The sequence below is a fragment of the Pectobacterium hainanensis genome (genome assembly GCF_046237015.1).
Classification (GTDB): domain Bacteria; phylum Pseudomonadota; class Gammaproteobacteria; order Enterobacterales; family Enterobacteriaceae; genus JBJYIN01.
Window position 1 is genome coordinate 42053 of the sequence record NZ_JBJYIN010000012.1, and the last position, 12431, is coordinate 54483.

At 48.8% G+C, this 12431-nt stretch carries 12 protein-coding genes; 6 read left to right on the forward strand and 6 right to left on the reverse strand.

Annotated elements, in window-relative coordinates:
• Positions 1 to 75 precede the first annotated feature (75 nt).
• From glnD to ACKPVM_RS13300, 3 genes are all read left to right on the forward strand, one after another.
• The gene (gene glnD / locus ACKPVM_RS13290) at positions 76 to 2766 is read left to right on the forward strand and encodes a bifunctional uridylyltransferase/uridylyl-removing protein GlnD (protein ID WP_409309644.1); all 2691 of its coding nucleotides are present in this window, start codon (positions 76 to 78) and stop codon (positions 2764 to 2766) included.
• Positions 2767 to 2794: 28 nt separating this feature from the next.
• Positions 2795 to 3622: a 2,3,4,5-tetrahydropyridine-2,6-dicarboxylate N-succinyltransferase gene (gene dapD, locus ACKPVM_RS13295; RefSeq protein WP_409309646.1), complete on the forward strand. Its 828-nt coding sequence runs from the start codon at positions 2795 to 2797 to the stop codon at positions 3620 to 3622.
• Positions 3623 to 3810: 188 nt separating this feature from the next.
• A complete protein-coding gene (locus ACKPVM_RS13300; protein ID WP_409309648.1) occupies positions 3811 to 4200 on the forward strand; it encodes a DUF3461 family protein in 390 nt (129 codons plus the stop codon).
• Between the two features lie 60 nt (positions 4201 to 4260).
• Here ACKPVM_RS13300 and ACKPVM_RS13305 read toward each other — a convergent pair whose 3' ends face one another.
• From ACKPVM_RS13305 to syd, 4 genes are all read right to left on the reverse strand, one after another.
• Positions 4261 to 4716: a flavodoxin gene (locus ACKPVM_RS13305; protein ID WP_409309650.1), complete on the reverse strand. Its 456-nt coding sequence runs from the start codon at positions 4714 to 4716 to the stop codon at positions 4261 to 4263.
• Positions 4717 to 4748: 32 nt separating this feature from the next.
• Complete coding sequence (gene truC / locus ACKPVM_RS13310; RefSeq protein ID WP_409309652.1) at positions 4749 to 5537, reverse strand: tRNA pseudouridine(65) synthase TruC; 789 nt, start codon at positions 5535 to 5537, stop codon at positions 4749 to 4751.
• Complete coding sequence (locus tag ACKPVM_RS13315) at positions 5530 to 5892, reverse strand: YqcC family protein (protein ID WP_409309654.1); 363 nt, start codon at positions 5890 to 5892, stop codon at positions 5530 to 5532. The genes truC and ACKPVM_RS13315 overlap by 8 nt, the downstream gene beginning before the upstream one ends.
• 663 nt (positions 5893 to 6555) lie before the next feature.
• On the reverse strand, positions 6556 to 7107 hold the full coding sequence (syd, locus tag ACKPVM_RS13320; protein ID WP_409309656.1) for a SecY-interacting protein: 552 nt from the start codon (positions 7105 to 7107) through the stop codon (positions 6556 to 6558).
• Positions 7108 to 7177: 70 nt separating this feature from the next.
• Here syd and queF point away from each other — a divergent pair, with 70 nt between their 5' ends.
• The 3 genes from queF to xni all read left to right on the forward strand — a co-directional run bounded on the left by queF (position 7178) and on the right by xni (position 10482).
• Positions 7178 to 8065: an NADPH-dependent 7-cyano-7-deazaguanine reductase QueF gene (queF, locus tag ACKPVM_RS13325; protein WP_409309657.1), complete on the forward strand. Its 888-nt coding sequence runs from the start codon at positions 7178 to 7180 to the stop codon at positions 8063 to 8065.
• Between the two features lie 169 nt (positions 8066 to 8234).
• Positions 8235 to 9599, forward strand: a complete 1365-nt coding sequence (ppnN, locus tag ACKPVM_RS13330) for a nucleotide 5'-monophosphate nucleosidase PpnN (RefSeq protein ID WP_409309659.1) — start codon at positions 8235 to 8237, stop codon at positions 9597 to 9599.
• A 118-nt stretch (positions 9600 to 9717) separates the two neighbouring features.
• Positions 9718 to 10482, forward strand: coding sequence for a flap endonuclease Xni (gene xni, locus ACKPVM_RS13335; RefSeq protein ID WP_409309661.1), 765 nt, complete (start codon positions 9718 to 9720; stop codon positions 10480 to 10482).
• A gap of 305 nt (positions 10483 to 10787) precedes the next feature.
• On the opposite strand, the gene ACKPVM_RS13340 is transcribed toward xni, so the two are convergent.
• Positions 10788 to 11441: an HAD family hydrolase gene (locus ACKPVM_RS13340; protein WP_409309662.1), complete on the reverse strand. Its 654-nt coding sequence runs from the start codon at positions 11439 to 11441 to the stop codon at positions 10788 to 10790.
• On the reverse strand, positions 11438 to 12430 hold the full coding sequence (locus ACKPVM_RS13345) for an ABC transporter ATP-binding protein (RefSeq protein ID WP_409309664.1): 993 nt from the start codon (positions 12428 to 12430) through the stop codon (positions 11438 to 11440). The genes ACKPVM_RS13340 and ACKPVM_RS13345 overlap by 4 nt, the downstream gene beginning before the upstream one ends.
• Position 12431: the final 1 nt, after the last annotated feature.

A 12431-nucleotide genomic window follows, 5' to 3' on the forward strand; every position in this document is an offset into this window, starting at 1 on the left:
TCCTGACTAAGCCGCTTTCGTACACAGAAAGCGGTATTTCACATCACTCACTGCGATTTGTTATGGATTGCGTCTATGAGCCAAAAAAATCTTTCACCAGATACAGATACGTCGGCACAATCCTCTGCGGCGACACCCTTACCTGCCTCGCCGCTGACATATAGCGATGACATGCTGGACTGCCAGACGCTGAAACGGCAATTAGAACAATTTCAATCCTGGTTGAGCAACGAATTTAAATCCGGCGTTAGTGCAGAAATGCTTATTGATGCCAGAACGCTTTTCATTGATCGTCTCTTGCAACGCCTGTGGTTTTTTTATGGGTTTGAAACCATCGCGCAAACAGCATTAGTCGCGGTCGGCGGCTACGGGCGCGGTGAATTGCATCCACTTTCCGATATTGATGTTCTGTTTCTCAGCCTAGATAAACTCAACGATCGGGATTCACAGCAGGTTGGTAAATTCATTACTTTGCTGTGGGATATTAAACTCGAAGTGGGTCACAGCGTGAGAACGCTGGAAGAGTGTTTACAAGAAGGCGGCGCTGATATTTCTGTCGCAACCAATCTCATCGAATCTCGCATGATATGCGGTGATGTTGCCCTATTTCTTAACCTGCAAAAACAAGTATTCAGTGAAGAATTCTGGCCATCATCAACTTTTTTTCCGGCCAAAATCGCAGAACAAAAGGAGCGTCATCAGCGCTATCATAGTACCAGTTACAACCTCGAACCTGATATCAAAAGCAGCCCAGGCGGATTACGCGACATTCACACCTTACAATGGGTCGCTCGCCGCCATTTTGGTGCAACCTCGCTGAATGAAATGGTTGGTTTTGGCTTTCTCACCGAAGCAGAACGTAAAGAACTCAATGAATGCCAGAGCTTTCTGTGGCGTATTCGTTTTGCCTTGCACCTGATACTCCCGCGCTACGATAATCGATTACTGTTCGATCGACAGCTTAATGTCGCGCAGTTGCTGCAATATCAAGGGGAAGGAAACGCACCAGTCGAACGCATGATGAAAGACTTCTACCGCATGACCCGGCGCGTTAGCGAGTTGAATCAGATGCTGCTGCAATTATTTGATGAGGCCATTCTGGCACTCGAAGCCAGCGAGAAACCACGAGCGATTGATGAAGAGTTTCAACTACGCGGTAGCCTGATCGATCTGCGAGATGAGACATTGTTTACCCGTAAACCGGAAGCCATCATGCGTATGTTTTACATGATGGTACGTAATCGTAATATTACCGGTATTTATTCGACGACGCTCCGCCATCTTCGCCATGCCCGACGCCACCTTTCCAGCCCACTATGTACCATCCCGGAAGCCAGACACCTATTTATGAACATGCTGCGCCATCCGCATGCCGTGAGTAGAGCGTTACTTCCGATGCATCATCACAGCGTACTGTGGGCCTATATGCCGTTATGGGGCAATATCGTCGGCCAAATGCAGTTTGATTTATTCCATGCTTACACGGTTGATGAACATACTATTCGGGTGCTGTTAAAGCTAGAGAGTTTCTCTGATGAGGAGACTCACACACTTCATCCACTCTGTGTCGAGCTTTATCCTCGCCTGCCACAACCTGAGCTATTGCTGCTCGCCGCTCTGTTTCATGACATTGCTAAAGGTCGCGGTGGCGATCACTCAGAACTGGGTGCCCAAGATGTACTCGAATTCGCCGCGCTACACGGTTTGAACTCACGGGAAGCCCAGTTAGTTTCCTGGTTAGTTCGCTGCCATCTTCTTATGTCAGTCACTGCACAGCGTCGGGATATCCAGGATCCTACGGTTATCCAGCAATTTGCCACTGAAGTGCAAAGTGAAACACGCCTGCGGTACCTGGTCAGCCTGACCGTCGCCGACATTTGCGCCACCAATGAAACGCTGTGGAACAGTTGGAAACAGAGCCTGTTACGTGAGCTCTATTTTGCGACAGAAAAACAACTCCGCCGGGGAATGCAAAACACCCCAGACCTAAGAGAACGCGTTCGCCACCATCGTCTTCAGGCGTTGGCATTGTTACGTATGGATAACATTGATGAGGAAGCCTTACATCATATCTGGAGCCGTTGTCGCGCCGACTATTTCCTGCGCCATTCGCCTAACCAATTAGCTTGGCATGCACGCCATCTGCTAGAGCATGACACGCAGAAACCACTGGTACTAATCAGCCATCAGGCCAGCCGAGGGGGAACAGAAATATTTATCTGGAGCCCGGATCGACCTTATTTATTTGCCGCTGTAGCAGGTGAATTAGATCGACGAAACCTGAGCGTTCACGATGCCCAAATTTTTACCAGCCGTGATGGTATGGCAATGGATACGTTCATTGTACTTGAGCCAGACGGTAGCCCACTGGCGCAAGATCGCCACGAAATGATCCGCGTTGCGCTCGAACAGGCATTGACGCAGCGTGATTATCAACATCCACGTGTACGTCGCCCTTCGCCCAAGCTTCGCCACTTCAGCGTACCAACGGAAGTCAATTTTCTACCGACACATACGGACCGGCGTAGCTATATGGAACTCAGTGCGCTCGACCAACCTGGTTTATTGGCACGTATCGGCGAAATTTTTTCCGACCTTAACCTCTCGCTACATGGCGCACGAATTTCCACCATTGGTGAGCGAGTAGAGGATTTATTTATTCTCGCTGACAGCGATAGACGGGCCCTTAAGCCGGAATTACGACTTAAATTGCAAGAACGGTTGACAGAGGCCCTAAACCCAAACGATAAAGTACCCTTGAGTTAATTTTCACTATCAGGAAAGAGAAAACAGGATGCACCAACAACTACAGAACGTTATCGAAACCGCTTTCGAACGCCGCGCAGATATCACTCCGGCAAATGTAGACACCGTTACGCGCGAAGCAATTAATCAGGTTATCAGCTTGTTAGACAGCGGCACACTACGAGTCTCAGAAAAAATCGACGGCCAGTGGGTAACGCATCAATGGCTGAAAAAGGCGGTGTTACTCTCCTTCCGCATTAACGATAACCAACTTATTGAAGGTGCGGAAACGCGTTACTACGACAAAGTCCCGATGAAGTTCGCTGATTATGATGCAGAGCGCTTTCAACGCGAAGGTTTCCGCGTTGCACCGCCTGCCAGCGTACGTCGTGGCGCATATATCGCCCGCAACACCGTTCTGATGCCTTCTTACGTCAATATTGGCGCTTATGTTGATGAAGGTACGATGGTTGATACCTGGGTAACCGTCGGTTCCTGTGCCCAGATAGGTAAGAATGTTCACCTATCTGGTGGCGTCGGCATTGGTGGCGTACTGGAACCACTACAGGCTAACCCGACGATTATTGAAGATAACTGCTTCATCGGTGCACGTTCTGAAGTCGTAGAAGGCGTCATCGTTGAAGAAGGCTCTGTTATTTCTATGGGCGTATTTATCAGCCAAAGCACTCGTATTTACGATCGTGAAACAGGTGAAATCCATTACGGCCGCGTCCCAGCAGGTTCTGTGGTCGTTTCCGGTAACTTGCCGTCCAAAGACGGTACACATAGCCTGTATTGTGCAGTGATTGTGAAAAAAGTCGATGCGAAAACCCGCGGAAAAGTGGGAATTAATGAGTTATTACGTACCATTGACTAAACTGAATCTGGCGGGTTAAGTAACCCGCCATTTTTTTATTCACCGATACCCAAAACAGCTCAAGTTGCAGAATAAAAACGTTAAGGCGGTTTTCTCCCTAAAGGGGAGAGCCAAGTAACAGATGTCGCCAACGGACATGCAACTTGAGGTATGCGGGCATAAAGGTCAAAACCAAGAAAGGTGGCGCTATGTATGACAATCTGAAAAGCCTGGGGATAACCAATCCCGACGATATCGATCGCTATAGCCTGCGCCAGGAGGCCAGCAACGATATTCTGAAAATATACTTCCGCAAAGACAAAGGCGAGTTTTTCGCCAAGAGTGTAAAATTCAAATATCCGCGTCAACGTAAAACCATCATGGCCGACAACGCAGGTCAGGGTTATAAAGAAATCAACGAAATCAGCCCGAATTTACGTTATGTCATCGATGAGCTTGACCAGATCTGTCAACACGAACAGGTAGAAATTGATCTCAAACGCAAGATCCTTGACGATCTCCGTCATCTGGATAGCGTAGTTTCAAATAAAATCGCCGAAATTGAATCAGACCTGGAAAAGTTGACTAAAAATCGCTGACCACCTTTATTGCCTTTCTTTAACAAAAACGGGAGCGATGACGTCTCCCGTTTTTTCATCTCACGATGCGTTGACCAACCCACTCCAATGCTCAACCCACGGGCAAGAAATCACTTCCGGCTCTGGATGTTCAATGGCATCAATATTCAGCACGTCACCGAGGCGTTTCGCACCGATATCCTGTAATAACGCATCAAATTGATGACCTGCGCCACAAAAGTTTTCATAGCTACTGTCCCCCAACGCAATCACGCCATAGTGTAAATTCGGCTGATAGCCGCCTTTCTCACGTAATGCTGCGAACAAAGGCGCTATCGACTCAGGCAACTGTCCCTGCCCTGTGGTTGACGTTACGACCAGCACGTAATGCTCACAATACTCAAGCCACGACGCTAACGAGGCGTCCTCAAACACCTTCACGTCATGTCCGTGTTCTCTGAGTATGTTCTCCGCTTCTTCAGCGACCAGAAGTGCATTCCCGTAGACTGTGCCAACAAAAATACCAATCTGCGCCATGCTGCCGACTCCCTTGTTATGTAATGATCAATTTAGCACTGAACGAAACGCTCACTATCCTGACCCGATGCGTCAGGAAACTCAACCCTTTCAAAATCAGGGAGAATATTTTGCCAACCGAACCGTGACATCACCCCCTGCCATTCCCTGTCCCAACGGGCTTCTAAGGTGAGTCGTTCACCACTGACTGGATGAGGCAACACTAATTGACTGGCATGGAGCATTAATCGCCCACAGGAAAAATGCGCCGCCATACCGCGATTCTGCCGTAAATCGCCATGCGCACTGTCGCCGATAATGGGGTGGCGAATGTGAGATAGATGGCGGCGAAGTTGGTGCTTACGTCCAGTTTCCGGCATCAGTTCTAACAAGCTATAGCGTGATGTAGGGTAGCGTCCGATAGCCACCGGCATTTCAACCTGAGCCAACGCACGATAATGACTTACGGCCGGTTGCGGTGCTTTATCTGGATTAGCGAATTTATCTGCGATTTTATCGAGCTCTTCCGTTAAAGCATAATCGATCACACCATCATCCAGAACATAACCACGCACGACCGCATGGTAAGTTTTCTGCATCTGCTGCCGCTCAAACTGTTGAGATAATAAACGTGCAACCTCACTGGATAATGCCAGTAACAGTACGCCAGATGTGGGTCTATCCAGCCGATGAACCGTATAAACATGCTGACCAATTTGATCCCGCACGGTCTGCATCACTACCACTTTTTCTTTACGATCCAACCAACTACGGTGCACTAGCCAACCAGAAGGCTTATTGACAGCAATCAGATGCTCATCCTGATAAATAACCTCAAGCATGGTTGTTTTCATCAGGTTCAAGACTATTTTGCTCATTCCTGACAAATAGCGCATCGAGCTGTTTGATAGACAACAACACAGCGGCGATATCATCAGGCTCGCCATCCAACGCTTCTTCAAAATAAGGTAACAATGAAAATGCTTCAGGGAGTGGAGAGTGACTATCCAACAACGCATGCATACGTGGCAATAGCACCCACTGCAACCACTGAACAGCTGACATCGTATCGATATAAAAAGGTTCAACGCTGTTAAAAGCGGCAGAATTTGGCGGTGATATTTCCCAGAAAGGGCTATCTCTTAAGGCATGTTCAATGTCTAATAAAGACTGACGAACCTGATTCTCTATGCTCATAGTTTCTCATCACGAAGCCTGTTCAATAAGCGGCAAAGCATAGCATTGATATTCGTCTCGCCCAATATTCACTCTCTCGAGCTCGACAGTAAAAAAATGGGGGTACTGATTGCTCAGTACCCCCAATTCGTTTTATAGCTATCCAGCTACACTTTTGCGTCCCTGCTCATCCTTGAAAACTTTTCCCTGATGGTCTTCCTAACCAACGATCCGTGCAGTCGTCCAACTTTCTTCCTGACTTGGCCATCCTGTATCATCCATGATTAGTTCCCTTTAGGCTCCTGCCCCACCGACATCCTCATCGGTTCTCAGTCTCCTTCCTGGAGGTGTCCCTGATTTCATCCTGAAAACGCGTTTCATCCTGAAAAGCACGAGGTGTACCAAGTCCATTATACTGGCCCACCAACGACAAATGATAACCACCAAATCCACTGTAACCGGTTACCAACTTAAGTAATAAGATGTATTAATTGTTAGGATTCGGCAAGAGGTAACTGACAATGTTTATCAATACGCTTTCGGCGAGCCCTCGACAATATAGCTTAATTGTTTAATTAATAATGAAAAAATAAATACCTTCTTCAGTATTCACCGGAAAGATGAGAAATGTCGCACATAAAATGTAAGAGATCTCTCACATGACCCAAAGTGAAACATGACTAATCATTGGTTTATCTTTGGACAAAGCTCCGCAAGAAACGTAGACAGATCAGGAGCCAATATCTGACGCTGCCGAGTACCAAACTCCTCCATGAGGATCTGCCCTGAAACATTACACAGCGATATCATCGTCATTTCAGAATCCGTCGTTGCCAGAAAAAGTGTCGGCGATAATTTTAGGCGTTTCTGTGTTAACAAATGCCCAATCAAATTTTCCTGCATTCGCACAAAGTCATCTTCACTCCAAACTTGAAGCAAAGTACACGGGTGTGAATCAAATTGCGCTGTCATATCCCCCGCGTATTGGGCGGTATAGAAAGCGTGAATATCCGGATGTAAGCTGATTTCCAATGCTCTTTCTACGCCGTCTAACCTCGCCACCGAGGGAAAAGGCTGTGGTAACCAATAAACCGACTCGTCCTGGTTCTTAATAATGCAGGGAGAAGGCACGCCATATAGCGCGTCGCTGGCAGGAAGATCCCCCGTTTCCTGCTGCCAAAGCGAAATGTAGCGCTGGGTAAATGCAGACAATGCCTCAGTAACGTCACAATCCATAATTTTTCTCATCATTCTATTAGTCAGGTTACACTATCCACCATGATATCTTTTTACATCAGGCAACAGAATGTCCCTCTATGACAAACACCAAGCCTTGAGCGAACTGACGCTAGGTAAACCTACCCCTTACCACGATCGGTACGATCCAGGACTACTACAACCGGTGCCGCGCAGTCTCAACCGTGAACCTCTTGGCATTTACCCCGATAACCTTCCGTTCCATGGCGAGGATATCTGGACGCTCTACGAACTTTCCTGGCTTAATCCCAATGGCCTTCCCCAGGTCGCTGTCGGAGAAATACGTCTGGAGGCAAGTAGCCTGAACCTCATTGAGTCTAAAAGCTTCAAACTTTATCTCAACAGTTTTAATCAAACGCAATTCAATCATTGGGAAGACGTTCGCAATACCTTGATAACAGACCTGAGTCATTGCGCCCAAGGTCAGGTCAGTGTCGCATTATTTAAACTCGGTGAATTGGAAGGTCAGCCTATTGCCCGCTTTGAGGGGGAATGTATTGATGAGCAGGATATCCGTATCGACAGCTATGAATTTAACGCGGACTATCTGGCGGTAACATCAACAGACGGCATTTGTCTGGGAGGAACCAATCATCCAGTTGAAAAAAATGAAATCATTGAAGAAACACTGGTCAGCCATTTATTGAAATCAAACTGCCTGATTACTCACCAACCCGATTGGGGGTCAGTGCAAATTCACTATCGTGGCCGACGGATCAATCGGGAAGCCCTTCTGCGCTACATCGTTTCATTTCGCCACCATAATGAATTTCACGAACAATGTGTGGAACGTATTTTTAACGACCTGATGCACTACTACCAACCAGATAGGCTCACCGTTTATGCACGTTACACCCGCCGGGGGGGATTAGATATCAATCCATGGCGTAGCAACATCGCATTTACGCCATCGAATGGACGGTTACCGCGTCAATAAATGCGAAACATTACGCAACATCATGTTTTTACATGCCGTCATGATTGGAAAAAATGATGGTGGCACGTTAAGGTGAAACAGCGGGTTAGCCAGAACATCTTGGCACCCGGTTCAGATTTTTCAGGCCATTGATGAAATGGCAGATGACACTGCGTTTCAAGGAGCAAAATTGATTACACATATTAGCCCATTAGGCTCAATGGATTTGCTATCGCAGTTGGAAGTGGACATGCTGAAAAGCACTGCCAGCAGCGATCTTTACCGTTTGTTTCGTAACTGTTCTCTTGCCGTACTCAACTCCGGTAGTCAGACAGACAGCAGTAAAGAATTGCTTTCTCGTTATGAAAGCTTCGACATCAACGTACTGCGTCGCGAACGCGGCGTGAAACTGGAACTGGTTAACCCCCCTGAAGACGCCTTTGTTGATGGGTATATCATTCGTGCACTACAGGCCAACCTGTTTGCCGTGCTGCGAGATATCCTGTTTGTTAACGGACAAATTACCAGTGCAGGTCGTTACCAGAATCTGAATCTGGAAAATTCCACCCACATCACCAATCTGGTTTTCTCCATTTTACGTAACGCCCGGGCACTACATGTCGGTGAAGAGCCGAACATGGTGGTGTGCTGGGGCGGGCATTCCATCAATGAAACCGAATATTTGTATGCACGCAAAGTCGGTAGTCAGCTTGGCTTACGTGAATTGAATATTTGTACTGGCTGTGGCCCAGGCGCGATGGAAGCGCCAATGAAAGGCGCGGCGGTGGGGCACGCACAGCAACGCTATAAAGATGGGCGATTCATCGGGATGACCGAACCGTCTATCATCGCCGCAGAGCCTCCCAATCCGTTGGTAAATGAATTAATCATCATGCCGGATATCGAAAAACGGCTGGAGGCATTTGTCCGTATCGGGCATGGCATCATCATCTTCCCTGGCGGCGTGGGAACGGCAGAAGAATTCCTTTACCTGCTCGGCATTATGATGAACCCGGAAAATAGCGAGCAGGTGCTGCCAATTATCCTGACGGGGCCCAAAGAAAGTGCAGATTATTTCCGTGTATTGGACGAATTTATCATCGGCACATTAGGACGTCAGGCCCGCCGCTACTATTCCATCATTATTGATGATGCGGCAGAAGTCGCCCGCCAGATGAAAAAATCCATGCCGTTGGTGAAGGAAAGTCGCCGACACACGGGTGATGCCTATAGCTTTAACTGGTCTTTGCGGATCGCGCCAGATCTACAGATGCCCTTCGAGCCCACGCATGAAAACATGGCAAATCTAAATCTGCATCTCAATCAACCGCCGGAAGAACTCGCCGCGGCGCTGCGCCGTGCGTTTTCCGGTATCGTTGCCGGAAACGTCAAGGAAGTGGGCATCAAGGCTATTGAGGAACAAGGGCCTTATAAAATCCATGGCGATACGCAATTGATGAAAAGCATGGATAAGTTGCTTCAGGGGTTCGTCGCACAGCAGCGCATGAAACTCCCCGGCAGCACGTATATTCCTTGCTATGAGATTTGTGCCTAACGCAACCGAGCGCTTAAACCGCTCAAGATCCTCATCGGGTTGTCTTATCAACCCGATGAATGACCAATCTGGCCTTCTCGGGGAAAAGCCCCTTACCGACACTATCAGGAAACGCTTTATGTCTGCCCATCTGCTGATTGTCGACGCACTTAACTTGATACGCCGAATTCATGCGGTACAAGGCTCTCCGTGTGTACCTGCTTGTCAGCACGCACTGAATCAACTATTGCAGCATAGCCGCCCTACCCACGCGGTGGCTGTGTTTGACGATGAAGATCGTGACACCAGTTGGCGACACCAGATTCTCCCCGATTACAAAGCAGGACGCGTCCCCATGCCGGAGACGCTCAAACAGGAATTACCACAAATAAAGGAAGCTTTTGCCAAGATCGGCGTTGCTAGTTGGCACTCACCGGGTAATGAGGCTGACGATCTTGCCGCGACGCTGGCGACCAAAGTCGCGACGCTGGGACATCAGGCAACCATTGTCTCGACAGATAAAGGCTACTGTCAGCTACTGGCACCAACCATCCAGATCCGTGATTATTTTCAGAAGCGCTGGTTGGATCTTCCGTTCGTTCAGCAAGAATTTGGCGTTTTACCACCACGGCTTACGGACTATTGGGGGCTAGCAGGTATCAGCAGCAGTAAAATTCCGGGGGTCAATGGAATCGGGCCCAAAAGTGCGGTGCAATTACTACAACAGGCCGGAAGTCTGGATGCGCTTTACCAGAATTTATCAAACGTTCCGGAAAAATGGCGCGGCAAGCTGGAAAGCCAACGAGAAATGGCGTTCATCAGTCGCCAGGTCGCGACACTGCGTATCGATTTAACCCTGCACGGCAACCTGCAACAGCTCCGACTGTCCCCCAAACCTTCATAATCGACGTGTACTCGCCGTCGCGTGACAAGCTTCGTCGATATTCGTTACTCAAGCAAGTACGTACAGAGGGAACCAATAGAGAACATAAATGCCATTATGTGCTGCTATACCCAAAATAATTCGAGTTGCATGAAGGCGGCAACCGCATGAATCCCCAGGAGCTTACTCAGGTAAGTGACTGGGGTGAGTAAGGACAAATTGGCTAAGCCAATTTGAACGCCGTTTACGGCGGCCCTTCAGGGCGAGGCTCAGAGATGAGCCCAGTATTGCCAACGCACAAGCAACTTGAAGTATGACGGGTATATCTACCAATTGAGCACCGGCCACCCTGCCCGCTGGGCGTGTTGTAACAAAACAGGGTCAGGGTTGACCACATAGGGAAATCCTACCCGTTGTAACAATGGCAAATCATTGGCTGAGTCAGAATAAAAACTGGCGCTATCCAGCAACCGATCTTTTTCGTCTCCCAACAATTGTCCAAGGCGCGTCACCTTTCCCTCACGAAACGTCATCGTGCCCTGAGTCAATCCGGTATAACGTCCCTCCTTTACGGCAAGATCAATGCTGAGCGTCTCTTCGATACCAAAACAGCGACTAATAGGCTCGACCAGATGACGACCAGAAGCCGAGACAACGATCAGACGATCGCCTCGCTCACGGTGCTCTCGTACTCGCTGCTCTGCGGCAGGCCGAATGGCGGGTCGGATCATGTCATCGATAAAGTGCGCCACGCTCTCCGCCACATCTTCCGGTTTACGGCCAATCAGCGGCACCAACGTAAAACGCATGTAGTCGTCCATCAATAGCACGCCTTCAGCATACTGCTGCATCAATGTTTGCTCGGTGAGTAAAAACTGCGGATCGGTCACCCAGCCCAATCGTTGCATATACTGCCCCCACAGGCTGGCACAATCCCCCTCAATCAACGTATCGTCCAGGTCAAACAGCGCAAGTTTCATGCCACCTCACACAGCGTATCGACATCCAGTTGCAGACCGACCTGACAACCGTCAGGATACCGCTCGGCAACCGATCGGTTCAGCACATCAACCCACAGTTCAACCTCCCGCGCCTGCACTCGATAACGGATGACATTACCCAACAAGCGGTGAGCGATCACCGTCGCCGCAATCCCCTGACCTTCCGGTAACAAAAGAATGGATTCAGGCCGCACAGCCACTTGTTCGTGATAGCTCATTCCTGTGAGGCGCATCGCCTGCTCAGCACTCAATAGATTGTAATTACCGATAAACCCGGCAGCAAAAGCATTCACTGGCCGGCTATAGAGCATTTCAGCAGAACCATGCTGAACGATACGGCCATTGTTCATGAGCACCACGCGATCCGACATGGTCAAGGCCTCTTCTTGATCATGGGTGACAAAGATGGCGGTCAACTTCAGTTCCTGCTGAATACGACGAATTTGCTCACGAAGATGCTTGCGGATCCGCGCATCCAGCGCAGATAGCGGCTCATCCAACAGCAACAAACGCGGCCTAGTCACCAACGAACGCGCCAGCGCCACCCGTTGGCATTGGCCACCTGAAAGCTGATGGGGAAAACGCTCGGCATACGAACGCAGTTCAACCAGTTCTAAAACCTGCTCCAGACGCGTACGCCGCTCCTGTACGGGCAACCTCAGCATTTTCAATCCAAAAGCGACGTTATCCGCCACCGTCATATTGGGAAACAACGCATAGCTTTGAAATACCATACCGATACCGCGTTGCTGAGGTGGCAGTAATGTCAGATCCTGATCGCCCAACACGATTTGTCCACTATCCACATCGGCTAACCCTGCCAGACAACGCAGCAACGTCGACTTTCCGCATCCACTCGGGCCAAGTAAAGTGACAAACTCACCTTCGTCAGCACTAAAATTAATATTTTCAAATACCTGCGTAGAACCGTAATGTTTATTTAACTGCTGTACGTTCAGATAAGACATG